This window comes from Bacillus sp. FS02, from assembly GCF_024398395.1.
GTDB lineage: Bacteria > Bacillota > Bacilli > Bacillales > Bacillaceae > Bacillus > Bacillus altitudinis.
Window position 1 is genome coordinate 2,855,321 of the sequence record NZ_CP074101.1, and the last position, 26,272, is coordinate 2,881,592.

Here is a 26,272-nt window from a genome sequence, read left to right on the forward strand (position 1 = left end):
ATGGCTGATCAATTAACCGTAACCACACTATATGCACGTCAACAAATGGCAAAGGCACGAGCAGAAGGAACAAAACTCACAAAAGTCGTCAAAATGGCGTTCGGAAGTGGAGGAACAAAGGATGGAAAACCAATCTCTCTTGACGGAACCGAACAAGCACTCAAAAAAGAACTGATTCAAAAAAATATTGACTCGTTTACCTTCATGGAACCGGCAAAAATCCGCTACACCTGCACCATCGCTGAAGGAGAACTCGCAGGCGAAGTCATCAATGAACTAGCCCTTGTCGACGAAGCGGGCAAATTCACCGCCATCCGAACCATGACAGACAAACAAAAAGACGGCGACATCGAATTTGTTTTTGAGATTGATGATATTTATTAATGGAGGGGAAAAGAAGTGGACATAAAATCACCTTTACCGTTTGAAACCTCTGACAAAGCCCATGCCAACTTATTTAACCGGATGGTCAACACACTTGTGGAGAATGACAATGCGCTCAGTCAACAAATAGCAGGGATCACGAATGAAAGTTTATTCAAATTAACAGGCGATCAAGCCATTCAAGATGCATCAGTCAGCGGCGAGGAATATCCAATAGGTATTACGTTTATGGATATTGGACAAGCGAATGATACCGGTTATCCTACGAGATTTGGCTTTGTGAAAAATGAAAAATATAGTAACTTTCGATTTATTCAATATTACTATGGAACTGGAAACGAAGCAGGCAGCTATTTTGATAGTACAGGTACGTGGTGTCGTCACTGGTGGACGGGGTCTGGCTGGACTGAATGGCACAAAATCTCAGGGTTTTGTCATGCCAATATAGGTACAACTGGAAAGCAGTTATTAACCAAAGGAGAGTATCAAAAAGTCCTTTTTAATCGAAAAATTAAAGACAGTCATAACAATTTTGATATCAAAAATAATCGGTTCATCTGCCCTGAAAACGGAATGTATTCAGTGAATGCAGGTGTTTATATTGAAAGCTTTCAACGATACGCGAACTTTGAATTATCGATCTATTTGAATGGAAAAAGATATAAAAATATTGCTCACCATAGACAAAGTCCTGCAAGCCCATCTGATACATTGAGCTTAAGTACCGGGCTTTATGGTGCTGCCAATGTGCCAGCGAATAAGGGAGACTATTTAGAAATGTACCTATATGTAGGGTATGACGGAGACGTTAGTCGATATGTGTCGGAAAATTCAGGCTGGTACAACTATTTCGACATTACAGAAATAGGCGGACGAAATTTCCCGAGAGTATAGGAGGATTCTGATGATTTTATATGAAGCCATTAAGTATAAATACCCCGATGCAGACCCGCAAAAAGATTTTGAACTTAGAAATGACGGAGACGGTTCGTATATAAACGAGTGGCATCTAGATGTGCCCGAGCCAACGGTAGAAGAATTGAAAGAATGGTGGGAGGAATGTCAAATCAATCCAAGATATCAACCACCTCTGCCGCTAGATTATCTAGCACAAGAAGTAGCTAAAGAAAAGCTAATGAGAAAACAGCTTGAACATCAATGTGATCATTTAACAAGCGAACTAAAGAAGCTAAAAAATGAGATCCTTTTATTTAAAGGAGATAGTGAATCATGAATTATTGGGTAATGGCATTATATTTTAAATGGGTGACCCCTGAATTGGTCAAACAAGCAGTCGAACTAGGTGATTGTTCAATGGAAGATTTAAATGAAGGATATGAGCAAAGAATTCTTACTCTAGAGCAGCTGAAAGAAATGGCACCAAGCATCAAAGAAAGGGAGTGAAAATTGAATGGAAGTAAAAGAACCAAAGCCTTTTGAAGTAAATGATAAAGCACATGCTGATTTGTTTAATGACATGGTCAAAGTACTTCTTGAAAATGATCATAGATTAATAGAGCAGTTCTTAAAACATACAAATGATGCGAAAGTACACGCATCTGAAATAGAAAAGAAAAAATGGAATGATTCACAGAGCTATAAAATCACAGCAGATAGTGGAAGACAGCTGATCAATGTGTCAACTGACGGAAGAATATTTGATGCGATAAAAGATAAAGGAACTTGTACATTTTATGCAGCTGCTGGTGTGGAGGATTCCCCGGCTTCATCGAATGTTTCAATCAGGGGACTGCAGACAGTAGGACAAGAAAATATCGGCACTGGCTTTGCGGTGGATAGTTCTGGGATTGCTTATTCCTTTTATTATCAGACCGGTCATACATCGATTACTTGGACAAAGCTGCCTACAGAAAGCGATAGAAACAGGTGGGATAACGGTCAATTAGTAAAAATCACTCAAGATAATGGAAAGCCCTTTTATCATGGATTTTCTAGCGAGACAGACTACAATACCCTTACTGAGACAGGGATGTATCTCATATATAATACAGGAGTAAACGGTCCCTCTTCTTCCTTGAATCGAGTGTTTTTATTGGTCATGAGTTATGGCAATACATTAGTTCAAATAGCTTATGAATCTGTTTATGGGAAGAACACCTACTTTAGAGTTCTTAAACACAATGCAGAATCATGGACACCTTGGGAGAAGCAAATAACGCTTTCCGATTTATTAGATGGTGCTTGGGAAACACCTAAAGAAATTAAAGGCAACTGGCAAGAATATGATCCTGTTAATTTACCAGTTAAATATCGAAAGAATCTCTTAGGGGAAGTCGAGATCGTAGGTGCGATAAAAGGTGGGATTTTAGGAAATAATCCAGTGTTTAACTTGCCTGCACCATATCGGCCGCAGCAAGCGATGCATTTTATAGGAGTTGCTTCAAGTATAGGGACACCAGGAGTACCTCAATTTCATCGTACATTAATAGATAAGAATGGAAATGTATGTGTGCAGTCTTCTTCAAATAATGCCAATCCCACTGAGTTTATTACATTTGGTTTTAAGTTCAGTACAAGATAATGTAATAAAACTGAAAGGTGAAAGGAGAATCTGATGGAGATAAAGACACCTCGTATTTTCAAAACCAGTGACAAAGCCCATGCGGAACTGTTTAATAACATGGTTAAAGTAATTCTTGAAAATGATGCTGGACTATTGGACCAAATCAATCAACACAAAAATGACACAACATCTCATGCAGCTGAAACAGAAAAGCAGAAATGGAATCAATCCCAGCTCTATAAAATGACGAATGATAACGGGGCCCAGTTGGTTAATATCCCTGCTGGCGGGAGTATTTATAATGGAATTAAATCTTTAGGTGCCTGTTCATTTTATGCGCCAGGAGGTTCTGGAGTAGTCGATTCTCCCGCAATCGGGAATGCGGCTTTAAGAGGCTTTCAGTTAGTAGGTCAAAATAACATCGGTGTAGGAATTGCAATTGATACATCGGGCAACGCATTTTGTTTTTCCTATCATGTGAATGATGTCGGAATCAACTGGCTTCAATTACCTACTCAAAATGAAAGAAATAAATGGGATGCAGGACAATTATCTAAAATTACTGCTGATGACGGAAGGGCTTACGAAAGAATTAATGCAAATGATCCTAGTATTTTAGATAAGCTCACAAAATTACCAGGCGTCCATTCGTGGTATATCCATGAAGCACACCCTGATCTGCCAACAAGAAGTTCTATGAGAGCCTTATCTGTTTTTAGTGAAAATACCTATGGCTGGATTATAGGGGCAAATAATACAGGTGATATGTACATCAATCGATCAACGACTGATGTCACGGGCACTCAGCAAGAATGGAGCGGGTGGAAGAGGCTGAACGATCATCCATTATTAAATGCAAATGGAACTAGAATGCTTATTCCAACTGGCACAGATATACTCACCTTGCCCTCTGGTTTTTATTATGTCTCTGGAACGAATGCAGTGAATATGCCAACGACGACCGATGCCTCGTGGTTTAATGTAGATATTTTAGAAACGGGAAATAATCGCAAAACATTTCATGTGAGTCGAAGCTACGATAATAGCCATTGGTACGGAACTACTCATACAGATGGTATTTTCAGAGGCTGGAAACAGCTAATGACCAATACTGAGTTTGAAAATGTCTCGTGGCTTAGTGTTACCTTAGACAAAAGCTCTTCTATAGGGGATAGACCAGTTGAATATGTGAAATGGGGAAATTTATTATTGCTGAGAGGCCACCTAAAAGCAAATAGAGAAGTTATTTTTGGATGGATTCCAGCTGATCGTTTACCAGATAAAGGAATAGTAGTATCAGTTCTGGTATCAGGTACAACGGGTCATAGTAAATTATATATCTATAATACAGGAGAGCTAAAACTAACTGGTTTACATGCAGTGAATAACAGTGCAGTAACTGGCTACTATTTAGACATGGTTGTTCCATTAAATTAAGGAAGTGATACAAATGATACAAGCCTATGAATACAATCAGCAAAATGAATTGATCAGACCTATCGAAGTGTTCGAAAGGGATGATGAAGGAAATTATATTATTCCAGAGCAATGCACAACAATTGCACCACCCAATAATCCTTCTTTTTATAAGGCTGCATTTGATGTGAAAAAACAACAATGGTATGAATCAGCGACCCAAGAGTATATAGACAGCTTAAAACCGGCCCTTCTCCCGCCAAGTGATATAGAACTTTTAAAGAAACAAAATGCTTTGTTATCAAAACAATTAACGCAGCTATTAGCTATGCAAAAAGTAGGTGCTTCAGATTGATGTTTCCAACTGTAGCGGATATCAAACAATTCTGGGACTGGCAGTGTTACGGCCCAGAGGACATTGCATTTTATGTAAGCATTGGCTGGATCTCGGCAGAAGACTATCAAAATATAACTGGAGAAATATACAAAGCCTAATGGCTTTATTTTTTTGCCGGAAAGAAGGTGATTCCAATGGAAGTAGATGTCGTTCAAAACTTAATGACACAAGGCCCATTCGCCGTTCTTTTTTGCTGGATTCTGTTTTATGTTCTCAACACAACAAAAGAACGAGAAAACAAACTCAATGAGCAAATCGAGGCGCAAAATGATGTGTTAGCAAAGTTTAGTGAGAAGTATGACGTCGTGATCGACAAGCTCGATAAAATTGAACGGAATTTAAAATAGGAGGAAAACATCATGAAAACATTCGACAAAGGCACTGTGATTCGCACAGTGCTTCTTTTTATTGCGCTTATCAACCAAACGCTTGTCATGTTTGGACAAACAGTGCTGCCGATTAGCGAGGAGCAAGTGCAAACCGTAGGAGAGGCACTATATGTGGCAGGTTCCACAATTTTCACTATGGTCACTGCCATGATCGCTTGGTTTAAAAATAATTATGTGACCTATAAAGGTCAATTGCAAAAAGATGCCCTGAAACAAAGAGGGTTAACAAAATAATTCTTAAAGGAGAAACAATATGGTGAAGATCATTCAAGCACTCATCCCAAAACAAAATCGCAACAGACCAGGAAACAGGATGAAGCCGCTCTATATTACGGTGCATAATACATCGAACACTGGACGGGGGGCTGATGCGGCAAATCATGCAGCATTTGTTGCTCGGGCAAGTACCGGGGTTAGCTGGCACTACACGGTCGATGATCAGGTCATTTATCAGCATTTACCTTTAAACGAAAATGGCTGGCACGCAGGAGATGGCAGGGGAACCGGCAATTTGAAATCAATTGGAATTGAAATTTGTGAAAATGCAGGCGCTAACTTTGAACAGGCTGTTAAAAACGCCCAATGGCTTATTCGGAAACTGATGGGGGATTTAGGAATTCCTTTATCTAACGTGGTGCCACATAAGCATTGGAGCGGGAAGGAGTGTCCGCGTAAGCTGTTAAATCGGTGGGATGGCTTCAAAGCTGGTATTGCATCAGCATCTACCAGTCAAATGACAACAGCTAAACCTGTGAAAGGAACATCTATCAAAACCATATCAACGAGATCAACATCTAAAACCAACAAGGTCAAAAAAAACATACAGTTTGCCTGCAGGTGTTTTAAAAGTGACGAAGCCTCTTACAAAAGGGTCAGCTGTAAAAGCTGTACAACAAGCCTTAGCATCGATTTATTTTTATCCTGATAAGGGAGCGATCAATAATGGAATCGATGGGTACTACGGACCCAAGACTGCGAATGCAGTGTCTCGATTTCAAATGATGCATGGGTTAACCCCAGATGGCATATATGGTCCAAAGACCAAAGAAACATTAAGAAAGGTCATAGAAAGTTAACACATATGGAATGAATCAACCCTTATCTATTATAAAAAAGTAAAATAAAACCATTTTTGGCGTTATTTGTTGTATAATGGTAAAAATGAATGGAGGGGTTGTATGAAGCGGATATGTGTAATGATGTCTCTTTGTTTCATTGTCATGTTCCATTTTAATATGGAAAAGGTTGCAGCTAAGACCATTTATCGAGAAGTAGAAGTTGATTTCATCATGACGGAACAGGAAAAATATCTGTGGGTACCAGGAGGTCAAAATAATCCTGAACAATATCCATCTACTCACGGCTACCAATTTTCTATACTAAATGCAGAGGGTTGTACTCTAGAGGTGACACTCTACAGAACATCCTTATCAGGAACGGATTTTCCGTCATCAGTCAAAGAGTATACAGGTAACCAATATGATCTAAGTGCAACAGACCGAATTTTATCAAGTGGGCGCTACATTTATAGACCCCATGGTATTAAACTGACCAAAAAAGAAGGCTGTGGGGATGTTGAGATAAAAGGAGTCTTTGGTTATCAAATTCAAGAACCAGACAAATAAGCTTTTATGAGTAAAATCAAATGAAAAAGCCTATCCATCATTGGATAGGCTTTTGATAATGGAGCATAGCGGGATCGAACCGCTGACCTCTACGCTGCCAGCGTAGCGCTCTCCCAGCTGAGCTAATGCCCCGAAGTATTACGACATAACTTATTATAATCAATCCTCCTGTAAAATTCAAGCTGTAAAACACAAACACCCCGGCTATTTTTCTTTCTGATCAATCGGAATATAGTCAAAGATGTCTCCCGAATGAACCGAGTGGGCTAATCGTCTAAGCCAGTCATAATAGGCTTTTGAGCTTTCAAGCTGTTCAATGAGCTGTTTCGCTTCCTCTCTTTCATGTTCCTCCGCCTGATCATCACGAGCTACATCTTGAAGGCGTTCTTGCGCTTCTTCAATCGCTGCTAGATTGACCTCAACCTCTCGTTCCCATTTTTGCGGGAAGAAGTTCATGAAAAACTTAAAAAAGTCTTTCTCAGCAACAAAGCTGTGTTTTCTTCGGCCACGGTGAAAGGTCTTTTTGACAATATTCATGTCTTGCAGTTTTTTCACACCCGTACTCATACTAGGTTTACTCATTTGCAGCTCTTCACGCATTTCATCCAGCGTCATTTCCTCATTTAAATACATCGTCCCATATAGAATACCCGCACTTCTAGTAATGCCATAGAGATCCATTGTTTCAGCGATGGAATCAATGACGAGATCTTTAGCAGCTAAAATGCGTTCTTCTGCTTGTGGCTGTTCCTGCTTTTTCATCTTGTCCCTGCTTTCTATTAAGTGAATTCAATACGTTCAAAAAAATCTTTATGGACTATATGTTAACGAAAGAATGCAAAATGTCAAAATAAAAGAAGCATATCCCCCTTTGACAGAAAAATTTGAACATGTTAAGTTAATTATGTTCAAAACGTTAAATTTTTATTTAACAAACTTACCAAAGAGAATCAGAGGAGGTTCCTTCTATGAGTCAAACACTATTTATCGATGGACAATGGGTTGGCGCTAAGAGTGGCGACACAAGAGATATCATCAATCCATTTAATCAAGAAGTGATCGCGACAGTCAGTGAAGGATCAAGAAATGACGCGCAGTTAGCCATTAAGGCAGCGAGAAAAACCTTCGATCAAGGTGATTGGGCAAACATGCCTGGACTTGAAAGAGGAAATATTGTGTTTAAAATTGCTGAATTGATTAGGCGAGACCTAGATGAATTAGCCAAATTAGAATCACTTGATACCGGCAAAACATTAGAAGAAAGCAAAGCGGATATGGACGATATTGCGAACGTGTTCCAATATTATGCGGGGCTTGCTGATAAGGATGGCGGGGAAATCATTGCATCGCCTATTCCAAACTCAAAAAGTGAATTAGTCCGAGAACCTGTCGGTGTATGCGGTCAAATCACTCCTTGGAACTATCCATTGCTTCAAGCGAGCTGGAAAATCGCTCCTGCACTTGCAGCTGGAAATACAATCGTACTAAAGCCAAGTGAAATTACACCATTAACCACGATCAAAGTTTTCAAACTTATGGAAGAAGCGGGTGTTCCAGCAGGCGTTGCCAACTTAGTACTTGGACCTGGAGCAACTGTTGGAGATGAGCTGGCTGTCAATGACCAAGTCGATTTAATTTCATTCACAGGCGGTATTGAAACAGGTAAGAAAATCATGCAGGGAGCCAGCGGGAATGTGAAGAAAATCGCCCTTGAGCTCGGCGGGAAAAACCCGAATATCGTCTTTCAAGATGCTGATTTAGACGTAGCGGTTGACCAGGCAATGAATGCTGTGTTTTTCCATGCAGGGCAAGTGTGTTCAGCAGGTTCACGCTTGTTAGTGGAAGAATCTATTCATGATGAATTTTTAGAAGAACTGGTGAAGCGTACGAAAAAAATCAAGCTAGGCAACGGCTTTGATGAAGGAACCCAGAGCGGACCGCTCATCTCAGCTGAGCATCGAGAAAAAGTAGAAAAATACGTCAGCATCGGTTTAGACGAAGGCGCAACATTAGAAACAGGTGGGAAACGACCTGAAGCAGAGGAGCTTCAAAAAGGGTTCTTCTACTTGCCGACGATTTTCTCAGGCTGTACATCAGACATGCGAATTGTACAGGAAGAAGTGTTTGGACCAGTCCTCACTGTCGAATCCTTCCGATCAGAGGAAGAAGTCATCGAGCTGGCAAATGACACGATTTATGGTTTAGCAGGAGCGGTGTGGTCTTCTGATATCGGCAAAGCCGAACGAGTGGCTCGTCAATTAAGATTAGGCACGGTATGGATCAACGACTTCCATCCTTATTTTGCCCAAGCACCGTGGGGCGGGTATAAACAATCAGGTCTTGGACGTGAATTAGGACGTACGGGCCTTGAAGAATATACGGAACTAAAACATTTATATCGAAATACAAAACCAGAAGCGGTTCATTGGTTTAAATAAATATCACTTATCTGGAGGAGATTCTATATGACTTTAAATATGAAAATTGAAAGCATGCAAAAATTCCATACGTTTGAAATTCCGACTGTCATCAAGCATGGCATTGGGGCAGTGAAACATGTTGGGGAAGAAGTGAAAGCATACGGCGTTTCAAAGGTATTGCTTGTCACAGATCCTGGTATTTATCAAGCAGGTGTTGTAGATCCAGTGATTGCTTCATTAAAAGAAGCACAAGTTGATGTGGTTCTATTTAATAAAGTAGAGCCAAACCCACCAGTCCGTTTAGTGAATGAAGGATCTGCGTTATATGAAAAAGAAGGCTGTAATGGTTTAGTCGCAGTAGGCGGCGGAAGCTCAATGGATACAGCGAAGGCTATCGGTGTGGAAGCGACTCATGAAGGATCAGTTCTTGATTACGAAGCGGCTGAGGGGAAAAAACCGCTTGAAAATAGAATCCCTCCGTTAACCACAATTCCGACAACGGCTGGTACAGGTTCAGAGGTCACGCAGTGGGCAGTGATCACTGACGAAGAAAGGGAATTTAAATTCAACACAGGTGGACCGCTCATTGCAGCTCACCTAACAGTGATTGATCCTGAGCTTCATGTATCTATGCCGCCGCATGTGACGGCAATGACGGGTATCGATGCGCTTGCGCACGCGATCGAATGCTATACGATGAAGTTTGCTCAGCCAATTACAGATGCGGTAGCGCTCATGGCCATTGAATATGCTGCTCATTATATTCGCCGTGCCTTTGCCGATGGAGAGGATTTGGAAGCAAGATATGGCATGGCACAAGCTGCGATGCTTGCCGGACTTTCCTATGGCAGTGAATCAGCTGGCGCAGCCCATGCGATGAGCCAAACGCTTGGGGGCATTATTCCAGTCGCACATGGTCAATGTGTAGCGGCAATGATGGGACCTGTCATGGAATATAACTGGAAAGGGTACCCAGAGAAATTCGCCCGGATTGCGCAAGCATTCGGTATTGATACAAGCAGAATGACAACAGAGGAAGCTGCAAAAGCAGCAGTGAATTGGATGTATGATTTAGTGGAAGACCTAGAAGTTCCTTCATTAGAAGAACAAGGTGTACCAAAAGATATGATCGACCGTTTATCTAAAGAAGCAATGAAAGATCCGCAAACCGTTGGAAACCCAAGAGACCTGAACGAAAAAGCATACAACTGGATTTACGCTCGCTGCTTTGATTTAACACCTAAAACAGTGTAACAATGAAAAAAGGCTCCCTTCTGGGAGCCTTTTTTACATCTTATAGCTGTTCTTTAATTTCTTTAATTTGATGAATATGGCGTTTTTCGTGTGCACCGATAAAATCAAGGTATTGCTTTAATGAAAGTTCTTCAAACACAGGATGTGCAATCACGCGTTTGAAATCTTCCTCTGTAAACGTTGATAAAATTTGATTTAATTTCTCACGAGCTGTATCAAGCTCATCTTTTAAATGTGTAGGTGTCACATGCTTGCGCTCTGGCTCAACAATACTAGGCGCAGTGGCTTTTTTTGAACGATCCTCTGCCATTTCCACCGGCTTTGGCTCATATTCTTTAATCGGTGCTTTTTTCCCCTCGGCAGCTAGATGTTTTGCTGAAATTAGGTCCATTTTCTTTAAATGATCTGCAACCTCTTGAATGCTCCAAGTATCATCAGATAATTTTTGATTCAATTGTTCTTCGTTCAAACCTTGCAGCTCTTGCCACAATTCTTGTCTTGCATCATGTAATAAACTCATTTCTCTCACCTCAAGATCAAATTTTATCATACTGGTACAAGACAATCATTCTTTAGCTATCCGAGAAATCCTTTAATGAATTGTGATGAAAAATGAAACCTTTACAAAAGTGGTTCGTATTACCTGTTAGAAGGAATACACTTGGATGTGAGCATGGTCTAAATGAATGAAAGGCTGCTCATTTCATAAAGAAAGGGTGAGGAAGATGGATGTGTTTGGGCTGCCTCTTCAGACGCTGTACTTATACATATTGATGGTATCAGGAATCCTGACGCTTGTTTTCGTCTTTTTTGGCGATGTATTTGATGGATTGTTTGAAGCGATTCCTGTCCCGTTCCTTCAACCAACATTGATCCTCGCATTTCTTACCTTTTTCTCGGCTGGAGGATTTATCTCTGAAAAAACAGCAATTGTAGGAAGTGGACTTGGCGCCGTATTATCTGCCATCCTCGCAGTGGTTCTCGTTACTTGTTTACATGTATTTGTCTTAGTCCCGCTTTCCTCTGCTGAAGAATCTCTTTCATATACGGAGGCCGACCTAAAAGGAAGAACTGGGGAGATCATTGTATCTGTACCAAAAGATGGGTTTGGAGAAGTGCTGTTAATTAGTAACAGCGGGAAAATCTCAAAGCCTGCCGTCAGTTTCGACGAAGAGGAGATTCCATATGGAACCCGGGTGCTGGTCGTCGAAGTGAACAAAGGCGTGTTATCTGTTATACCAAATGAAGAAATCTAGGAGGGAATGCTATGCCAGGAACAACCATATTAATTATTATTGGAATTGTGCTTGTGATTCTCATTGCACTTATTGGTGTATTTGTTTCGAAATACCGGACAGCTGGTCCAGATGAAGCATTAATTGTCACAGGAAGTTACCTCGGAAGTAAAAATGTCCACGTGGATGAAGGTGGAAACAAGATTAAGATTGTAAGAGGTGGAGGTACCTTTGTACTCCCTGTTTTTCAACAAGCAGAGCCGCTCAGCTTACTATCTAGCAAGCTAGATGTTTCAACGCCTGAAGTCTATACTGAACAAGGTGTACCAGTCATGGCGGATGGAACGGCGATCATTAAAATTGGCGGATCAATTGAAGAAATCGCCACTGCTGCAGAACAGTTTTTAGGGAAAACAAAAGAAGATCGTGAAAATGAAGCAAGAGAAGTACTAGAAGGACACCTTCGCTCCATTTTAGGGTCAATGACAGTTGAAGAGATTTATAAAAACAGAGAGAAATTTTCTCAAGAAGTACAGCGTGTCGCTTCTCAAGATCTAGCGAAAATGGGTCTTGTCATTGTATCGTTTACAATCAAAGATGTCCGTGATAAAAATGGCTATTTAGAATCACTAGGTAAACCTAGAATTGCTCAAGTGAAACGCGATGCAGATATTGCGACAGCAGAAGCAGATAAAGAAACACGTATCAAACGTGCAGAAGCAGATAAAGATGCTAAGAAATCTGAGCTTGAGCGTGCCACTGAAATCGCTGAAGCAGAAAAAATCAATGAGCTGAAAAGAGCAGAATTCAGACGTGAACAAGATACAGCAAAAGCAAGCGCTGACCAAGCGTATGATCTTGAAACAGCTCGTAATCGTCAGCACGTAACTGAACAAGAAATGCAAGTCAAAATCATTGAACGTCAGAAGCAAATTGAATTAGAAGAAAAAGAGATCCAGCGTCGTGAGCGTCAATACGATTCTGAAGTGAAAAAGAAAGCAGATGCGGACCGTTATGCTGTTGAGCAGTCGGCTGCGGCGGAAAAAGCGAAGCGTCTTGCAGAAGCAGATGCGAAGAAATACAGCATTGAAGCAATGGCAAAAGCAGAAGCAGAGAAAGTTCGGATTGACGGGCTTGCCAAAGCAGAAGCCGATCGTGCAAAAGGGGAAACAGAAGCAGAAGTCATTAGGTTGAAAGGACTTGCGGAAGCAGAAGCGAAAGAGAAAATTGCAGAAGCATTCGAACAGTATGGTCAAGCGGCGATTCTTGATATGATTGTGAAAATGCTACCTGAATATGCGAAACAAGTATCTGCTCCACTTTCTAACATTGATAAAATTACAGTTGTTGATACAGGTGGTAACGGGGAAGGCAGCGGTGCCAACAAAGTGACCAGCTATGCGACAAACCTTATGTCCAGTCTTCAAGAAAGTCTGAAAGCTTCTTCTGGAATTGATGTTAAAGAAATTATTGAGAATTTCTCTGGCAAAGGCAATGTGAAACAAAGCATCCAAGAACTGACGAATGAAATCAAACAGCCAAGAAAAAAAGAAATCGCTGATCGTCAAATAGAAGAATAAAAATCAAAGACACCTTCTGATAGAGGGTGTCTATTTTACTTGGGGCACATGCCGGTGTCTTTTGATAGATGAAGAGAGATTCACAAGAATGCCTGCAGATATCATCATGAACACCAATGAAGATCCGCCGTAGCTAATAAAGGGAAGAGGAATGCCTGTAATGGGGAGAAGCCCAAAGACAGCTCCGAGATTAAAGGCTGCTTGAATCATAATTTGAAAAGTAAGCCCGATCGTTAATAGTTTTCCAAATGGATCTTGTAAACCTTGAACGATTCGAACGGCGCGATACATGATGAGTAGGTAGGCACCCATCACAAACAACAGCCCCATGATTCCCAGCTCTTCACTAATGATGGCCATAATAAAATCTGTATGGGCTTCAGGAAGAAACCCTAGTTTTTGAATGCTTCCGCCTAAACCATTCCCGGTAAGCCCTCCTGAATTCATGGCGAGATAAGAATGGATCAGCTGATAACCATCTCCATCCTCATACATGAAAGGATCACGAAAAGAAGTGATTCGTTTCAAACGATAAGGAGCGGTCACAGCAAAAAAAGTGATTCCTGCCGCAGCCGTCGAACCTAGTAGAATGAGGTGGCGTGTTCTAAGTCCAGCACATAATAAGACGATACCGCAGCTCAATAAAATAGAAACTGCTGTACCTAAATCTGGCTGTTTTAAAATCAATAAAAAAGCTAGACTTAAAAGAAGAAGTGGAGGCAATACTCCTTTTTTAAAGGATGTAATGTACGCTTGTTTCCTTGCATATACATAGGCAAAATAGATGATCATCACTAATTTCACAGCCTCAGACGGCTGGATGATCAGAGAGCCCAAATGAATCCATCGCTGTGAATTGTTTTTGACAACACCGATTCCTGGAAGTAGGACAAGGAGAAGACATAGCAGTGACAGCATCACAAGCCAACGAATCCATTTACGGTAAGCTTGATATGGAACCAGGGCTGCAGCGATGAAAAAGAAGAACCCAATCAAAAGCCATTGCCACTGTTTCATGAAGAAGTAGCTGCCCTGTCCATATTTTATTTCGCCTAAAGGATAACTCGCACTGTACACCATCAGCAATCCAAAGAAACAAAGACAAACAATCGTCCCAGCAAGAATGTGGTCGATTTTTTTTAGGTGAGAAAGAATCAATGACATCACCTTCAATCCCAGTTACGTCCAAACATGTAGGATGAGGACCTCAAATTGACACTAAACACAAGGCCAATGGCGATCATATTGGTTAAAAGCGCACTACCCCCATAACTGATAAAAGGAAGGGCAAGACCAGTCACAGGCATTAGCCCTACTGTCATCCCAACGTTTTGGAAGACTTGAAAGACGATCAGCCCAACCACCCCAGCACATATATAAAGCCCATAAAGGGTATTCGCATGCATAGCCACATGAATCATTCGATAGACCATCATAAGATATAAACAGATCAATAGGGAGGCGCCGATAAAACCAAATTCCTCGCCAATGACTGCAAATATAAAATCTGTATGGGCTTCAGGGATATTTCCCCCTTGTACTTGATTTCCTTTTGTATACCCGCTTCCTGATAATTGCCCTGACCCAATGCCAAGCATTGCTTGTTTCAGTTGATACCCATATGTCGAATCAAATTCATCAGGGGAGAGCCACCCATAAATGCGATCAAGCTGATGAGGTTTAATCACTTTTGTAAAGTGCTCAAAATGTTCATTGTGCAAGTAGGTCAAAAATGCAAGAAGCGCGAGAAAAGAAGCGATTAATGCAGCGATCATCTTACTTGAAATGCCTGACACAAGCATCAGTGTAAAAGCGATAGACAAGATCACAAGTGCCGTCCCCAAATCTGGCTGAATTAAAATCAGGAAAAAAGGAACAGAGGTCCAGCATATGATGTTCATTGTAGGAATCATGCTTTCTTTAAACGAAAAGCGCTGATGTTTGTATCGATTTAAAATAGCCGCTAACAGAAGAATGACAAAAATTTTCATAAATTCTGATGGTTGCACTTTCATGGGCCCCAAGTTGATCCATCTTTGGGAGCCATTTTGATTCGTGCCAAAAAAATGAACGAGAATGATGAGGAAGAGACCACCTGCAAATAATCGAAAAGATAACCGCTCAAGCAGTTCATAATCAAAGTAAGCAACTGCCGCCATAAGGCCAAAGCCGACGATATACCAGAAAACTTGTCTTTTGACGAAATAAAACATATCTTGCGTTTCATACTGTCCCGATCCGCTATACACAGCTAGTAGGCTGATCACAAAGAAGCAAATGACAGTGAATAATAATGCGAAGTCAATGCTGTTCTGTTTTTTCATGTCTCCGTCACCTGCTATGACCTATTTGTCAGCTGGTTTAATACGACCTGCACCGCTGCAGCGTCATCAATATAGCCGATCGGAAAAATATAATCTGGTATTAAATCAACGGGCATAATGAAGTAAAGTAATGCGCCTCCCATCAACATCAATTCTCGAGAAGTCCCCCGTCCGCTCATGAACGAGCAGTACATGCTTTTCAATTGATCAAGAAATGGTCCAACACCGCTTATCGTATCTATCTTTTTTTCAAAATTTGCTGAGATTGTTTCTTTTCCCTCATCTGATTGACTATAGGTTTCATATTCATTTAACTTCTGTTTCAATTCATTCTCGCTGAACGTCCCGTCATAGACATCATGATCTTTCAGCGTTCGCTCAATCTCTTCTACTGCTTGAATGAACGTATTACCGTGAACTCTTTCTTTTTTAATTGAAAATCCGGCCGTGGCCAATAGATGATCTAAAGAAATGTGTAGAGCATCTGAAAGCCGCTGTAAATGGTTCAAAGTCGGTTTTCTTTTTCCGTTCATGATTCTAGACAGTGTGGCTTTATCAATTTCTGTTTGTGTACTGAGTTCTCTTAATGAAAGAGAACGTATTTGCAGTTGTTCTTTTAAAAACTGCCGAAGCTCAGTTGTTTTAAATTCCATCTCTTCTTCCCCCTTTTCATAAAGTTCAACTCTTCAATAGAAGAAGTCGTACCCAATATATAGGGGTGTTGACAAAATGTCAACGAATATCCATTAGGGATTGAATTTTATAAAATAGAAACTTATCATATGAAACATAGAGTAAGAAATGGCTAAAAGGGGTGCGTGGATGAAGGTTAGACATGCAGTACATAATGATATTCCTAAAATTGCTGAAATTCATGTGAAGAGCTGGCAAACGACTTATCACGGCATTATTTCACAAGAGTATTTAGATGCTTTAAATGTAGAGGAGCGGGAAGAGAGCTGGAGAAGCAGGTCGCTTGAAGGCACGTTTGTCGCAGAGGATGCTGACGGAGTATTTGGTTTTGCTTCCTTCGGAAAACAGCGTGATGAGAGATATTCAATATATGATGGTGAGCTTTATGCCATCTATTTGTTGCAGAGAAAACAGAAATCAGGAGCGGGTATGGCTTTGATTGCAAAAGGTGTGGATTATTTAATAGAGAAAAGCTATCAGAATATGCTGCTCTGGGTATTTGAGCAAAATTCAGCTAAGCAATTTTATCAAAAACTTCAACCTAGTTTTGCCGTCACCAGCCAGTTCGAGCTGGCTGGTGAGAACCATGAAGAAATAGGGTATGGATGGGAACTATCTGTCCTAAGCGATCATGTTCAACAGATTATATCGTCAGCTTCCAGTAATAATGAGAGAAAAAAGTAAAAAGGGTGGCGAGTAAAATATAAGATATAAAAGGAGAAGCCTCTACTTTCCCTTTCACACCTGCTATTTTTAATGCCTCATAGAAACTGGCCAAAAAGTAGGCGAGACTGAGGATGTAACAGCACAGCATAATGGAGTAAGGATTCATTGTCGTACCTCCAGCATGAAATCTTCTACTATTAATAGATTCAATAGAGCAGCAAATTATGCATAAAAAAATAACCCGCTGAAACAGCTGGGTTATTTTTGTCGAGGAAAAACCAAACGAGACGCACTAGGGATGAGTAAACAAAGAACAATACTACAAATGATAAATGAAGGAATCATATATGTGCTGTTATAAACTAATGAATACACCCAACCTGGTGTTCCTTTTGGTGCATAATGAGAAAAGAAGACTACACCTGAAATAAAGAACGTCAGCAGTCTGAAGAAACTGGCGACAAATACAGCTAGGATAATATAGAAGAATTGTTTCTTTCGCTTTTTATCCTGAATGGCTTTTTTAATTGATCCTGAGAATAGCCCGCTTAAACAAATCACAACAGATGCGACAAAGTAATCTAGAAATCCTTGTACAGGTGTAGCAATAATAGGATTGTTCATCAGCTGCAGTCCTGCGATTAACACACCGATGATAAATCCAGCAGACACGCCCCATCTAATGGACATGAGAATGACAGGAATCATGATCAGTGCAATTGACCCGCCGTTTGGCATTCTTAAAAAGAGACCTGATAAATAATCTAAAACAAGTGCAAGAGAAGTCATGATGGCGATCTCCATCAGTCGTACTAATTGATTTGATTGCTGCATAAAAAAATCCCCTTTTCACGAATTGTGCAAGGAGAGACCATGTCAGGATGAGTATGTGATTCATAGAAAAACATATCGGCTTGAATACAATGCATGTATGCAAGTGATTCCACATTCCTACTTCAGTATTAACTGACAGGTTCAAAGGGTCAGAACAACGAATTGTTCACTCTCAGCACGAAGCTCCCCCTGCGGTTATTAAATTTCAATCTATTATAAATATACTAAAGACCTACAGGATCAACAATAGTGAATTACGGAGTTAAGCCCTTTTTGTACGAATATATAGGAAGAGATCAGGAAAAATAAATTATTTAGAAAAAATACTTGTTTCTTCTTTTAAAAGGTGTTATATTTGTATTCGCCGCTGAAACAGCGCGGTTGAGAAATAACATTCGAGAAAAAAGTTGTTGACTTCATCTTGATAGAATGTTATATTAATAAAGTCGCTTCTGAGCGATAACGAAGATGATCTTTGAAAACTAAACAAGACAAAACGTACCTGTTAATTCGAGTTTTTATAAAAAAATCCTATGATACATCATAGGTAGTCAGTCAAACGCTGACGAGGCAGGAAATGATCACATGCTAAGTTCGCTACATCGTGTAGCAACGCATGTGTGATATGCATCCTGCATACCTCGGAGAGTTTGATCCTGGCTCAGGACGAACGCTGGCGGCGTGCCTAATACATGCAAGTCGAGCGGACAGAAGGGAGCTTGCTCCCGGATGTTAGCGGCGGACGGGTGAGTAACACGTGGGTAACCTGCCTGTAAGACTGGGATAACTCCGGGAAACCGGAGCTAATACCGGATAGTTCCTTGAACCGCATGGTTCAAGGATGAAAGACGGTTTCGGCTGTCACTTACAGATGGACCCGCGGCGCATTAGCTAGTTGGTGAGGTAACGGCTCACCAAGGCGACGATGCGTAGCCGACCTGAGAGGGTGATCGGCCACACTGGGACTGAGACACGGCCCAGACTCCTACGGGAGGCAGCAGTAGGGAATCTTCCGCAATGGACGAAAGTCTGACGGAGCAACGCCGCGTGAGTGATGAAGGTTTTCGGATCGTAAAGCTCTGTTGTTAGGGAAGAACAAGTGCAAGAGTAACTGCTTGCACCTTGACGGTACCTAACCAGAAAGCCACGGCTAACTACGTGCCAGCAGCCGCGGTAATACGTAGGTGGCAAGCGTTGTCCGGAATTATTGGGCGTAAAGGGCTCGCAGGCGGTTTCTTAAGTCTGATGTGAAAGCCCCCGGCTCAACCGGGGAGGGTCATTGGAAACTGGGGAACTTGAGTGCAGAAGAGGAGAGTGGAATTCCACGTGTAGCGGTGAAATGCGTAGAGATGTGGAGGAACACCAGTGGCGAAGGCGACTCTCTGGTCTGTAACTGACGCTGAGGAGCGAAAGCGTGGGGAGCGAACAGGATTAGATACCCTGGTAGTCCACGCCGTAAACGATGAGTGCTAAGTGTTAGGGGGTTTCCGCCCCTTAGTGCTGCAGCTAACGCATTAAGCACTCCGCCTGGGGAGTACGGTCGCAAGACTGAAACTCAAAGGAATTGACGGGGGCCCGCACAAGCGGTGGAGCATGTGGTTTAATTCGAAGCAACGCGAAGAACCTTACCAGGTCTTGACATCCTCTGACAACCCTAGAGATAGGGCTTTCCCTTCGGGGACAGAGTGACAGGTGGTGCATGGTTGTCGTCAGCTCGTGTCGTGAGATGTTGGGTTAAGTCCCGCAACGAGCGCAACCCTTGATCTTAGTTGCCAGCATTCAGTTGGGCACTCTAAGGTGACTGCCGGTGACAAACCGGAGGAAGGTGGGGATGACGTCAAATCATCATGCCCCTTATGACCTGGGCTACACACGTGCTACAATGGACAGAACAAAGGGCTGCGAGACCGCAAGGTTTAGCCAATCCCACAAATCTGTTCTCAGTTCGGATCGCAGTCTGCAACTCGACTGCGTGAAGCTGGAATCGCTAGTAATCGCGGATCAGCATGCCGCGGTGAATACGTTCCCGGGCCTTGTACACACCGCCCGTCACACCACGAGAGTTTGCAACACCCGAAGTCGGTGAGGTAACCTTTATGGAGCCAGCCGCCGAAGGTGGGGCAGATGATTGGGGTGAAGTCGTAACAAGGTAGCCGTATCGGAAGGTGCGGCTGGATCACCTCCTTTCTAAGGATATATGGAGCAGCGTACGTTTTTCGTCTTGTTTAGTTTTGAAGGATCATTCCTTCAAACATGTCTCTAGCGAGACAGGATTGTTCTTTGAAAACTAGATAACAATAAGTAATACATTCACATTGAATGCAATGCAAAGTTCATCACACATAGTGATTCTTTCTAAAGTAAGAAATGGTTAAGTTAGAAAGGGCGCACGGTGGATGCCTTGGCACTAGGAGCCGATGAAGGACGGGACGAACACCGATATGCTTCGGGGAGCTGTAAGCAAGCTTTGATCCGGAGATTTCCGAATGGGGAAACCCACTGCTCGTAATGGAGTAGTATCCATACTTGAATACATAGAGTATGAGAAGGCATACCCGGGGAACTGAAACATCTAAGTACCCGGAGGAAGAGAAAGCAAATGCGATTCCCTGAGTAGCGGCGAGCGAAACGGGAACAGCCCAAACCAAGAGGCTTGCCTCTTGGGGTTGTAGGACACTCTATACGGAGTTACAAAGGAACGATATAAGCGAAGAGGTCTGGAAAGGCCCGCCAAAGAAGGTAACAGCCCTGTAACTGAAATGTTGTTCTCTCCAGAGTGGATCCTGAGTACGGCGGAACACGTGAAATTCCGTCGGAATCCGGGAGGACCATCTCCCAAGGCTAAATACTCCCTAGTGACCGATAGTGAACCAGTACCGTGAGGGAAAGGTGAAAAGCACCCCGGAAGGGGAGTGAAATAGATCCTGAAACCGTGTGCCTACAAGTAGTCAGAGCCCGTTAACGGGTGATGGCGTGCCTTTTGTAGAATGAACCGGCGAGTTACGATCCCGTGCAAGGTTAAGCAGAAGATGCGGAGCCGCAGCGAAAGCGAGTCTGAATAGGGCGCATGAGTACGTGGTCGTAGACCCGAAACCAGGTGATCTACCCATGTCCAGGGTGAAGTTCAGGTAACACTGAATGGAGGCCCGAACCCACGCACGTTGAAAAGTGCGGGGATGAGGTGTGGGTAGGGGTGAAATGCCAATCGAACCTGGAGATAGCTGGTTCTCTCCGAAATAGCTTTAGGGCTAGCCTCAAGGTAAGAGTCTCGGAGGTAGAGCACTGATTGGACTAGGGGCCCCTACCGGGTTACCGAATTCAGTCAAACTCCGAATGCCGATGACTTATCCTTGGGAGTCAGACTGCGAGTGATAAGATCCGTAGTCGAAAGGGAAACAGCCCAGACCGCCAGCTAAGGTCCCAAAGTATACGTTAAGTGGAAAAGGATGTGGAGTTGCTTAGACAACCAGGATGTTGGCTTAGAAGCAGCCACCATTTAAAGAGTGCGTAATAGCTCACTGGTCGAGTGACTCTGCGCCGAAAATGTACCGGGGCTAAACGTATCACCGAAGCTGCGGACTGTTCTTACGAACAGTGGTAGGAGAGCGTTCTAAGTGCAGTGAAGTCAGACCGGAAGGACTGGTGGAGCGCTTAGAAGTGAGAATGCCGGTATGAGTAGCGAAAGACGGGTGAGAATCCCGTCCACCGAATGCCTAAGGTTTCCTGAGGAAGGCTCGTCCGCTCAGGGTTAGTCGGGACCTAAGCCGAGGCCGAAAGGCGTAGGCGATGGACAACAGGTTGATATTCCTGTACCACCTCCTCACCATTTGAGCAATGGGGGGACGCAGGAGGATAGGGTAAGCGCGGTATTGGATATCCGCGTCCAAGCAGTTAGGCTGGGAAATAGGCAAATCCGTTTCCCGTGAAGGCTGAGCTGTGATGGCGAGCGAAATTTAGTAGCGAAGTTCCTGATTCCACACTGCCAAGAAAAGCCTCTAGCGAGGTGAGAGGTGCCCGTACCGCAAACCGACACAGGTAGGCGAGGAGAGAATCCTAAGGTGATCGAGAGAACTCTCGTTAAGGAACTCGGCAAAATGACCCCGTAACTTCGGGAGAAGGGGTGCTTCTTAGGGTGTTAAAGCCCCGAGAAGCCGCAGTGAATAGGCCCAGGCGACTGTTTAGCAAAAACACAGGTCTCTGCGAAGCCGTAAGGCGAAGTATAGGGGCTGACGCCTGCCCGGTGCTGGAAGGTTAAGAGGAGCGCTTAGCGTAAGCGAAGGTGCGAATTGAAGCCCCAGTAAACGGCGGCCGTAACTATAACGGTCCTAAGGTAGCGAAATTCCTTGTCGGGTAAGTTCCGACCCGCACGAAAGGCGCAACGATCTGGGCACTGTCTCAACGAGAGACTCGGTGAAATTATAGTACCTGTGAAGATGCAGGTTACCCGCGACAGGACGGAAAGACCCCGTGGAGCTTTACTGCAGCCTGATATTGAATGTTGGTACAGCTTGTACAGGATAGGTAGGAGCCTTGGAAACCGGAGCGCTAGCTTCGGTGGAGGCATCGGTGGGATACTACCCTGGCTGTATTGACCTTCTAACCCGCTGCCCTTATCGGGCAGGGAGACAGTGTCAGGTGGGCAGTTTGACTGGGGCGGTCGCCTCCTAAAATGTAACGGAGGCGCCCAAAGGTTCCCTCAGAATGGTTGGAAATCATTCGCAGAGTGTAAAGGCACAAGGGAGCTTGACTGCGAGACCTACAAGTCGAGCAGGGACGAAAGTCGGGCTTAGTGATCCGGTGGTTCCGCATGGAAGGGCCATCGCTCAACGGATAAAAGCTACCCCGGGGATAACAGGCTTATCTCCCCCAAGAGTCCACATCGACGGGGAGGTTTGGCACCTCGATGTCGGCTCATCGCATCCTGGGGCTGTAGTCGGTCCCAAGGGTTGGGCTGTTCGCCCATTAAAGCGGTACGCGAGCTGGGTTCAGAACGTCGTGAGACAGTTCGGTCCCTATCCGTCGCGGGCGCAGGAAATTTGAGAGGAGCTGTCCTTAGTACGAGAGGACCGGGATGGACGCACCGCTGGTGTACCAGTTGTTCTGCCAAGGGCATCGCTGGGTAGCTATGTGCGGACGGGATAAGTGCTGAAAGCATCTAAGCATGAAGCCCCCTCAAGATGAGATTTCCCATTCCGCAAGGAAGTAAGATCCCTGAAAGATGATCAGGTTGATAGGTCTGAGGTGGAAGCGTGGTGACACGTGGAGCTGACAGATACTAATAGATCGAGGACTTAACCTATATTCTAATGTGAAAAATGAACATTGTTATCTAGTTTTGAGAGAACATTCTCTCCATCAGGTTTGGTGGCGATAGCGAAGAGGTCACACCCGTTCCCATACCGAACACGGAAGTTAAGCTCTTCAGCGCCGATGGTAGTTGGGGTTTCCCCCTGTGAGAGTAGGACGCCGCCAAGCTTTTCAAAGGATCAGTTCCAGTCGGAACTGGTCTTTTTTGTGCTGTTTGAAAGAAGATCACCTTGATACATATGTGGTATAAATCAGGTTGTTTTAATTCACTATAAGCGTGGAGATGCTCTAAATCAACGTGAAAGTCTGTGAAGCATGTTCGTTCATTTTTAAGTATGGAGAAAAGTAATAGAGAGAAAGAATAGCAGGTGTATAGATGCCTGATACAAATTCATTCATTTAAATGGAGTTGTATAAGTCTATTTTATTGAAATCAAAACATTCATTGCGTTTAACAGTTGAAATAAAGAAATATCTATATCATTAAAGTATAAAAATTGAAAGGCTGCTGATATTTTTAAAGGATTTACTCGTTTTTAAAGAGAATATAGAGAAGAGAAATACAGCTGTTAATCGTTGAATTGAAGCCGTTTTAACTAGTAACATAAACATCATCTGTTAAAAGAAATACGTCATGAAAAATGAAATAAAATTTTTTTAATATAGCCTTTACAAATGAGTAAAACCTGTATATAATAATCTTTGTCGGATCGAGAGATTCCTACATAGTGGAGGATTAGCTCAGCTGGGAGAGCATCTGCCTTACAAGCAGAGGGTCGGCGGTTCGAGCCCGTCATCCTCCACCATATTTATTCTTACATAATGTTAGGATAGATAAAGCCGGTGTAGCTCAACTGGTAGAGCAACTGACTTGTAATCAGTAGGTTGGGGGTTCAAGTCCTCTTGCCGGCACCACTTTCATATGGTAAGATAGACAAGTCGCTTTAAAAGCGAGCCATTAGCTCAGTTGGTAGAGCATCTGACTTTTAATCAGAGGTCGAAGGTTCGAGTCCTTCATGGCTCACCATTTTCATGCGGGTGTGGCGGAATTGGCAGACGCGCTAGACTTAGGATCTAGTGTCTTTATGACGTGGGGGTTCAAGTCCCTTCACCCGCATTGCCAAACAACATAAAGAAATCCTGTAATGCGGAAGTAGTTCAGTGGTAGAACACCACCTTGCCAAGGTGGGGGTCGCGGGTTCGAATCCCGTCTTCCGCTTATACCATCCACGCCGGGGTGGTGGAATTGGCAGACACACAGGACTTAAAATCCTGCGGTAGGTGACTACCGTGCCGGTTCAAGTCCGGCCCTCGGCATTATAAAATAAGCGCCCGTAGCTCAATTGGATAGAGCGTTTGACTACGGATCAAAAGGTTAGGGGTTCGACTCCTCTCGGGCGCGCCATTAAGATCGGGAAGTAGCTCAGCTTGGTAGAGCACTTGGTTTGGGACCAAGGGGTCGCAGGTTCGAATCCTGTCTTCCCGACCATCTTTTATGGGGCCTTAGCTCAGCTGGGAGAGCGCCTGCCTTGCACGCAGGAGGTCAGCGGTTCGATCCCGCTAGGCTCCACTTTTTAAAAGATTATTTTATATCATGGCGGTGTAGCTCAGCTGGCTAGAGCGTACGGTTCATACCCGTGAGGTCGGGGGTTCGATCCCCTCCGCCGCTATAAAGGACCTTTAGCTCAGTTGGTTAGAGCAGACGGCTCATAACCGTCCGGTCGTAGGTTCGAGTCCTACAAGGTCCACCATCTATACGGAGGAATACCCAAGTCCGGCTGAAGGGATCGGTCTTGAAAACCGACAGGGGTGTCAAAGCCCGCGGGGGTTCGAATCCCTCTTCCTCCGCCATATTTTTAAAAAATGATATCATCGCGGGGTGGAGCAGTTCGGTAGCTCGTCGGGCTCATAACCCGAAGGTCGCAGGTTCAAATCCTGCCCCCGCAACCAAATTTTTTCTCTATTGGTCCGGTAGTTCAGTTGGTTAGAATGCCTGCCTGTCACGCAGGAGGTCGCGGGTTCGAGTCCCGTCCGGACCGCCATTTTAAATGAATACATGGCTCGGTAGCTCAGTTGGTAGAGCAACGGACTGAAAATCCGTGTGTCGGCGGTTCGATTCCGTCCCGAGCCACTTTTACAAATAAATATCAGTATGGCGGTTGTGGCGAAGTGGTTAACGCACCAGATTGTGGCTCTGGCACTCGTGGGTTCGATTCCCATCAATCGCCCCATACATATTTTTGCGGGTGTAGTTTAGTGGTAAAACCTCAGCCTTCCAAGCTGATGTCGTGGGTTCGATTCCCATCACCCGCTCCATTTGCATATCGTTCATGGGCCTGTAGCTCAGCTGGTTAGAGCGCACGCCTGATAAGCGTGAGGTCGGTGGTTCGAGTCCACTCAGGCCCACCATGACTTTCCGCAGTAGCTCAGTGGTAGAGCTATCGGCTGTTAACCGATCGGTCGTAGGTTCGAATCCTACCTGCGGAGCCAAATGGAGAAGTACTCAAGTGGCTGAAGAGGCGCCCCTGCTAAGGGTGTAGGTCGCGCAAGCGGCGCGAGGGTTCAAATCCCTCCTTCTCCGCCATTTTTCTGGCCCGTTGGTCAAGCGGTTAAGACACCGCCCTTTCACGGCGGTAACACGGGTTCGAATCCCGTACGGGTCATTTTTTAAAGAGGTCTAATAAAGATCTCTTTTTTATTTTCTGCAAAATGAAAGACCGCCATCATAGCGGTCTTTTTTTACATATTCATGGAATAGATCGTATAAGACAAGTATGTCGCAAAGAATCCCCATAAAACATAAGGAATCAATAAAATTGGGACAACATTGCTTAGTTTACGTGAGACGATGACAAGCGCAAGTGCTGTTAGTGCTACAAGCAGGCAGTCGATCGTAGCTGCAAATAAATCTTTTTGTGTAAATTGAAAAAAGCTAAAGGCTTGATTGAATACATAATTTAAAAGAAACAGAATCCAAAATGGTAATGTGATTTTTTGAAAACCATACTTTGCATAAATGATGGCGGCAGATAACGAAATGAGGGCGAATAAGACAGCCCAGACCGCACCGATGACACCACCACTAGGTGTCCATTCAGGTTTATTTAGTGCGTCATACCATTCCCTGTCGATAGGGAACAGGAACCCTGCAATAGAAAATAATGCGTATGTAATAAAGAAGACGATAACCGCCCAAATGATACTTTTTTTAGCCATCCAGAAAT

The 26,272-nt window shown here is 43.4% G+C and carries 23 protein-coding genes, 22 tRNA genes, 3 rRNA genes, 1 pseudogene and 1 riboswitch; of the genes and pseudogenes, 41 read left to right on the top strand and 8 right to left on the bottom strand.

The window, feature by feature from the left end; all coding sequences use genetic code 11:
• The 12 genes and pseudogenes from KFQ09_RS14500 to KFQ09_RS14555 all read left to right on the top strand — a co-directional run bounded on the left by KFQ09_RS14500 (window position 1) and on the right by KFQ09_RS14555 (window position 6,735).
• A complete protein-coding gene (locus KFQ09_RS14500) occupies window positions 1-384 on the top strand; it encodes a phage tail-collar fiber domain-containing protein (protein WP_008344081.1) in 384 nt (127 codons plus the stop codon).
• Window positions 385-399: 15 nt separating this feature from the next.
• Window positions 400-1,278 (top strand): hypothetical protein, encoded by an 879-nt coding sequence (locus tag KFQ09_RS14505; protein WP_008344078.1) that lies wholly within the window; start codon window positions 400-402, stop codon window positions 1,276-1,278.
• Between the two features lie 10 nt (window positions 1,279-1,288).
• Complete coding sequence (locus tag KFQ09_RS14510) at window positions 1,289-1,618, top strand: XkdW family protein (RefSeq protein WP_008344076.1); 330 nt, start codon at window positions 1,289-1,291, stop codon at window positions 1,616-1,618.
• Window positions 1,615-1,788: a phage portal protein gene (locus tag KFQ09_RS14515; RefSeq protein ID WP_017359001.1), complete on the top strand. Its 174-nt coding sequence runs from the start codon at window positions 1,615-1,617 to the stop codon at window positions 1,786-1,788. The genes KFQ09_RS14510 and KFQ09_RS14515 overlap by 4 nt, the downstream gene beginning before the upstream one ends.
• A gap of 7 nt (window positions 1,789-1,795) precedes the next feature.
• Window positions 1,796-2,926 (top strand): pyocin knob domain-containing protein, encoded by a 1,131-nt coding sequence (locus KFQ09_RS14520; RefSeq protein ID WP_008344072.1) that lies wholly within the window; start codon window positions 1,796-1,798, stop codon window positions 2,924-2,926.
• A gap of 99 nt (window positions 2,927-3,025) precedes the next feature.
• The gene (locus KFQ09_RS14525; protein WP_255835783.1) at window positions 3,026-4,345 is read left to right on the top strand and encodes a hypothetical protein; all 1,320 of its coding nucleotides are present in this window, start codon (window positions 3,026-3,028) and stop codon (window positions 4,343-4,345) included.
• Window positions 4,346-4,358: 13 nt separating this feature from the next.
• Window positions 4,359-4,679, top strand: coding sequence for a heme oxygenase-like domain-containing protein (locus KFQ09_RS14530; protein WP_019743387.1), 321 nt, complete (start codon window positions 4,359-4,361; stop codon window positions 4,677-4,679).
• Window positions 4,679-4,819, top strand: coding sequence for an XkdX family protein (locus KFQ09_RS14535; protein WP_039170001.1), 141 nt, complete (start codon window positions 4,679-4,681; stop codon window positions 4,817-4,819). The genes KFQ09_RS14530 and KFQ09_RS14535 overlap by 1 nt, the downstream gene beginning before the upstream one ends.
• Window positions 4,820-4,855: 36 nt before the next feature.
• The gene (locus tag KFQ09_RS14540; RefSeq protein ID WP_017367922.1) at window positions 4,856-5,068 is read left to right on the top strand and encodes a BhlA/UviB family holin-like peptide; all 213 of its coding nucleotides are present in this window, start codon (window positions 4,856-4,858) and stop codon (window positions 5,066-5,068) included.
• A gap of 12 nt (window positions 5,069-5,080) precedes the next feature.
• Window positions 5,081-5,344, top strand: a complete 264-nt coding sequence (locus KFQ09_RS14545; RefSeq protein ID WP_116306105.1) for a phage holin — start codon at window positions 5,081-5,083, stop codon at window positions 5,342-5,344.
• Window positions 5,345-5,363: 19 nt separating this feature from the next.
• A pseudogene (locus KFQ09_RS14550) lies at window positions 5,364-6,186 on the top strand (N-acetylmuramoyl-L-alanine amidase).
• A 102-nt stretch (window positions 6,187-6,288) separates the two neighbouring features.
• Entirely contained in the window at window positions 6,289-6,735 is a 447-nt protein-coding gene (locus tag KFQ09_RS14555) for a hypothetical protein (RefSeq protein ID WP_008344056.1), read from the top strand.
• Window positions 6,736-6,794: 59 nt separating this feature from the next.
• On the opposite strand, the gene KFQ09_RS14560 is transcribed toward KFQ09_RS14555, so the two are convergent.
• Window positions 6,795-6,867 (bottom strand) — tRNA-Ala (locus KFQ09_RS14560).
• Between the two features lie 72 nt (window positions 6,868-6,939).
• Window positions 6,940-7,497, bottom strand: a complete 558-nt coding sequence (locus KFQ09_RS14565; RefSeq protein ID WP_035389194.1) for a transcriptional regulator GbsR — start codon at window positions 7,495-7,497, stop codon at window positions 6,940-6,942.
• A 206-nt stretch (window positions 7,498-7,703) separates the two neighbouring features.
• Between KFQ09_RS14565 and betB the strand changes: the two genes are divergently transcribed.
• Together betB and KFQ09_RS14575 are read left to right on the top strand one after the other, a co-directional pair.
• The gene (gene betB / locus KFQ09_RS14570; protein WP_008344052.1) at window positions 7,704-9,173 is read left to right on the top strand and encodes a betaine-aldehyde dehydrogenase; all 1,470 of its coding nucleotides are present in this window, start codon (window positions 7,704-7,706) and stop codon (window positions 9,171-9,173) included.
• Window positions 9,174-9,200: 27 nt separating this feature from the next.
• The gene (locus KFQ09_RS14575; RefSeq protein WP_008344050.1) at window positions 9,201-10,409 is read left to right on the top strand and encodes a choline dehydrogenase; all 1,209 of its coding nucleotides are present in this window, start codon (window positions 9,201-9,203) and stop codon (window positions 10,407-10,409) included.
• A gap of 40 nt (window positions 10,410-10,449) precedes the next feature.
• On the opposite strand, the gene KFQ09_RS14580 is transcribed toward KFQ09_RS14575, so the two are convergent.
• A complete protein-coding gene (locus KFQ09_RS14580) occupies window positions 10,450-10,929 on the bottom strand; it encodes a DinB family protein (RefSeq protein ID WP_048002154.1) in 480 nt (159 codons plus the stop codon).
• Window positions 10,930-11,134: 205 nt separating this feature from the next.
• Here KFQ09_RS14580 and KFQ09_RS14585 point away from each other — a divergent pair, with 205 nt between their 5' ends.
• Together KFQ09_RS14585 and KFQ09_RS14590 are read left to right on the top strand one after the other, a co-directional pair.
• On the top strand, window positions 11,135-11,665 hold the full coding sequence (locus KFQ09_RS14585; RefSeq protein ID WP_017367919.1) for an NfeD family membrane protein: 531 nt from the start codon (window positions 11,135-11,137) through the stop codon (window positions 11,663-11,665).
• Window positions 11,666-11,676: 11 nt separating this feature from the next.
• On the top strand, window positions 11,677-13,224 hold the full coding sequence (locus KFQ09_RS14590; protein WP_007500611.1) for a flotillin lipid rafts scaffold protein FloT: 1,548 nt from the start codon (window positions 11,677-11,679) through the stop codon (window positions 13,222-13,224).
• A gap of 30 nt (window positions 13,225-13,254) precedes the next feature.
• Here KFQ09_RS14590 and ftsW read toward each other — a convergent pair whose 3' ends face one another.
• Genes ftsW through KFQ09_RS14605 form a run of 3 tightly spaced genes read right to left on the bottom strand, consistent with a single transcriptional unit; the run spans window position 13,255 to window position 16,201 of the window.
• Window positions 13,255-14,388, bottom strand: coding sequence for a putative lipid II flippase FtsW (gene ftsW, locus KFQ09_RS14595; protein ID WP_370648304.1), 1,134 nt, complete (start codon window positions 14,386-14,388; stop codon window positions 13,255-13,257).
• Window positions 14,389-14,393: 5 nt separating this feature from the next.
• Window positions 14,394-15,548 (bottom strand): rod shape-determining protein RodA, encoded by a 1,155-nt coding sequence (gene rodA, locus KFQ09_RS14600; protein WP_206115675.1) that lies wholly within the window; start codon window positions 15,546-15,548, stop codon window positions 14,394-14,396.
• A 14-nt stretch (window positions 15,549-15,562) separates the two neighbouring features.
• Entirely contained in the window at window positions 15,563-16,201 is a 639-nt protein-coding gene (locus KFQ09_RS14605) for a DUF1232 domain-containing protein (RefSeq protein WP_138826323.1), read from the bottom strand.
• A 169-nt stretch (window positions 16,202-16,370) separates the two neighbouring features.
• Here KFQ09_RS14605 and KFQ09_RS14610 point away from each other — a divergent pair, with 169 nt between their 5' ends.
• Complete coding sequence (locus tag KFQ09_RS14610; protein WP_255835784.1) at window positions 16,371-16,925, top strand: GNAT family N-acetyltransferase; 555 nt, start codon at window positions 16,371-16,373, stop codon at window positions 16,923-16,925.
• 240 nt (window positions 16,926-17,165) lie between these two features.
• Here KFQ09_RS14610 and thiT read toward each other — a convergent pair whose 3' ends face one another.
• Window positions 17,166-17,741, bottom strand: coding sequence for an energy-coupled thiamine transporter ThiT (thiT, locus tag KFQ09_RS14615; RefSeq protein WP_007500615.1), 576 nt, complete (start codon window positions 17,739-17,741; stop codon window positions 17,166-17,168).
• A 97-nt stretch (window positions 17,742-17,838) separates the two neighbouring features.
• A riboswitch (TPP riboswitch) is annotated at window positions 17,839-17,941 on the bottom strand.
• A 438-nt stretch (window positions 17,942-18,379) separates the two neighbouring features.
• Between thiT and KFQ09_RS14620 the strand changes: the two genes are divergently transcribed.
• The 24 genes from KFQ09_RS14620 (at window position 18,380) to KFQ09_RS14735 (ending at window position 25,711) form a co-directional block, all read left to right on the top strand.
• Window positions 18,380-19,928 (top strand): 16S ribosomal RNA (locus KFQ09_RS14620).
• Window positions 19,929-20,110: 182 nt separating this feature from the next.
• Window positions 20,111-23,040: ribosomal RNA gene (locus KFQ09_RS14625) — 23S ribosomal RNA — on the top strand.
• Between the two features lie 61 nt (window positions 23,041-23,101).
• A 5S ribosomal RNA gene (rrf, locus tag KFQ09_RS14630) occupies window positions 23,102-23,216 on the top strand.
• The 16S, 23S and 5S rRNA genes sit together here, the layout of an rRNA operon.
• A gap of 562 nt (window positions 23,217-23,778) precedes the next feature.
• Window positions 23,779-23,854 (top strand) — tRNA-Val (locus tag KFQ09_RS14635).
• A gap of 33 nt (window positions 23,855-23,887) precedes the next feature.
• A tRNA-Thr gene (locus KFQ09_RS14640) sits at window positions 23,888-23,963 on the top strand.
• A gap of 37 nt (window positions 23,964-24,000) precedes the next feature.
• Window positions 24,001-24,075, top strand: a tRNA-Lys gene (locus KFQ09_RS14645).
• A 7-nt stretch (window positions 24,076-24,082) separates the two neighbouring features.
• Window positions 24,083-24,165, top strand: a tRNA-Leu gene (locus KFQ09_RS14650).
• 30 nt (window positions 24,166-24,195) lie between these two features.
• Window positions 24,196-24,267, top strand: a tRNA-Gly gene (locus KFQ09_RS14655).
• Between the two features lie 12 nt (window positions 24,268-24,279).
• A tRNA-Leu gene (locus KFQ09_RS14660) sits at window positions 24,280-24,365 on the top strand.
• Window positions 24,366-24,376: 11 nt separating this feature from the next.
• Window positions 24,377-24,453 (top strand) — tRNA-Arg (locus KFQ09_RS14665).
• Window positions 24,454-24,460: 7 nt separating this feature from the next.
• Window positions 24,461-24,537 (top strand) — tRNA-Pro (locus tag KFQ09_RS14670).
• A gap of 8 nt (window positions 24,538-24,545) precedes the next feature.
• Window positions 24,546-24,618 (top strand) — tRNA-Ala (locus tag KFQ09_RS14675).
• 26 nt (window positions 24,619-24,644) lie between these two features.
• Window positions 24,645-24,718 (top strand) — tRNA-Met (locus KFQ09_RS14680).
• Window positions 24,719-24,722: 4 nt separating this feature from the next.
• Window positions 24,723-24,799 (top strand) — tRNA-Ile (locus KFQ09_RS14685).
• Window positions 24,800-24,806: 7 nt separating this feature from the next.
• Window positions 24,807-24,899, top strand: a tRNA-Ser gene (locus KFQ09_RS14690).
• Between the two features lie 22 nt (window positions 24,900-24,921).
• Window positions 24,922-24,998, top strand: a tRNA-Met gene (locus KFQ09_RS14695).
• 15 nt (window positions 24,999-25,013) lie between these two features.
• A tRNA-Asp gene (locus tag KFQ09_RS14700) sits at window positions 25,014-25,090 on the top strand.
• Window positions 25,091-25,106: 16 nt separating this feature from the next.
• Window positions 25,107-25,179, top strand: a tRNA-Phe gene (locus KFQ09_RS14705).
• Window positions 25,180-25,203: 24 nt separating this feature from the next.
• A tRNA-His gene (locus KFQ09_RS14710) sits at window positions 25,204-25,279 on the top strand.
• An 11-nt stretch (window positions 25,280-25,290) separates the two neighbouring features.
• Window positions 25,291-25,364: transfer RNA gene (locus KFQ09_RS14715), tRNA-Gly, on the top strand.
• Between the two features lie 16 nt (window positions 25,365-25,380).
• A tRNA-Ile gene (locus KFQ09_RS14720) sits at window positions 25,381-25,457 on the top strand.
• Window positions 25,458-25,463: 6 nt separating this feature from the next.
• Window positions 25,464-25,538 (top strand) — tRNA-Asn (locus tag KFQ09_RS14725).
• A 3-nt stretch (window positions 25,539-25,541) separates the two neighbouring features.
• Window positions 25,542-25,632: transfer RNA gene (locus KFQ09_RS14730), tRNA-Ser, on the top strand.
• 7 nt (window positions 25,633-25,639) lie between these two features.
• Window positions 25,640-25,711: transfer RNA gene (locus KFQ09_RS14735), tRNA-Glu, on the top strand.
• A 76-nt stretch (window positions 25,712-25,787) separates the two neighbouring features.
• Here the strand turns inward: KFQ09_RS14735 and KFQ09_RS14740 are convergent.
• Entirely contained in the window at window positions 25,788-26,264 is a 477-nt protein-coding gene (locus KFQ09_RS14740) for a TspO/MBR family protein (RefSeq protein ID WP_008342900.1), read from the bottom strand.
• Window positions 26,265-26,272 lie beyond the last annotated feature (8 nt).

Coding starts and splice junctions, on each gene's coding strand:
- ftsW (WP_370648304.1), bottom strand. CDS start 14,388: ATGTCATTGATTCTTTCTCACCTAAAAAAAATCGACCACATTCTTGCT.
- KFQ09_RS14530 (WP_019743387.1), top strand. CDS start 4,359: ATGATACAAGCCTATGAATACAATCAGCAAAATGAATTGATCAGACCT.
- KFQ09_RS14515 (WP_017359001.1), top strand. CDS start 1,615: ATGAATTATTGGGTAATGGCATTATATTTTAAATGGGTGACCCCTGAA.
- KFQ09_RS14500 (WP_008344081.1), top strand. CDS start 1: ATGGCTGATCAATTAACCGTAACCACACTATATGCACGTCAACAAATG.
- KFQ09_RS14610 (WP_255835784.1), top strand. CDS start 16,371: ATGAAGGTTAGACATGCAGTACATAATGATATTCCTAAAATTGCTGAA.
- thiT (WP_007500615.1), bottom strand. CDS start 17,741: ATGCAGCAATCAAATCAATTAGTACGACTGATGGAGATCGCCATCATG.
- KFQ09_RS14590 (WP_007500611.1), top strand. CDS start 11,677: ATGCCAGGAACAACCATATTAATTATTATTGGAATTGTGCTTGTGATT.
- KFQ09_RS14565 (WP_035389194.1), bottom strand. CDS start 7,497: ATGAAAAAGCAGGAACAGCCACAAGCAGAAGAACGCATTTTAGCTGCT.
- KFQ09_RS14520 (WP_008344072.1), top strand. CDS start 1,796: ATGGAAGTAAAAGAACCAAAGCCTTTTGAAGTAAATGATAAAGCACAT.
- KFQ09_RS14575 (WP_008344050.1), top strand. CDS start 9,201: ATGACTTTAAATATGAAAATTGAAAGCATGCAAAAATTCCATACGTTT.
- KFQ09_RS14585 (WP_017367919.1), top strand. CDS start 11,135: ATGGATGTGTTTGGGCTGCCTCTTCAGACGCTGTACTTATACATATTG.
- KFQ09_RS14605 (WP_138826323.1), bottom strand. CDS start 16,201: ATGGAATTTAAAACAACTGAGCTTCGGCAGTTTTTAAAAGAACAACTG.
- KFQ09_RS14555 (WP_008344056.1), top strand. CDS start 6,289: ATGAAGCGGATATGTGTAATGATGTCTCTTTGTTTCATTGTCATGTTC.
- KFQ09_RS14510 (WP_008344076.1), top strand. CDS start 1,289: ATGATTTTATATGAAGCCATTAAGTATAAATACCCCGATGCAGACCCG.
- betB (WP_008344052.1), top strand. CDS start 7,704: ATGAGTCAAACACTATTTATCGATGGACAATGGGTTGGCGCTAAGAGT.
- KFQ09_RS14535 (WP_039170001.1), top strand. CDS start 4,679: ATGTTTCCAACTGTAGCGGATATCAAACAATTCTGGGACTGGCAGTGT.
- KFQ09_RS14525 (WP_255835783.1), top strand. CDS start 3,026: ATGGTTAAAGTAATTCTTGAAAATGATGCTGGACTATTGGACCAAATC.
- KFQ09_RS14740 (WP_008342900.1), bottom strand. CDS start 26,264: ATGGCTAAAAAAAGTATCATTTGGGCGGTTATCGTCTTCTTTATTACA.
- KFQ09_RS14580 (WP_048002154.1), bottom strand. CDS start 10,929: ATGAGTTTATTACATGATGCAAGACAAGAATTGTGGCAAGAGCTGCAA.
- KFQ09_RS14545 (WP_116306105.1), top strand. CDS start 5,081: ATGAAAACATTCGACAAAGGCACTGTGATTCGCACAGTGCTTCTTTTT.
- rodA (WP_206115675.1), bottom strand. CDS start 15,548: ATGAAAAAACAGAACAGCATTGACTTCGCATTATTATTCACTGTCATT.
- KFQ09_RS14540 (WP_017367922.1), top strand. CDS start 4,856: ATGGAAGTAGATGTCGTTCAAAACTTAATGACACAAGGCCCATTCGCC.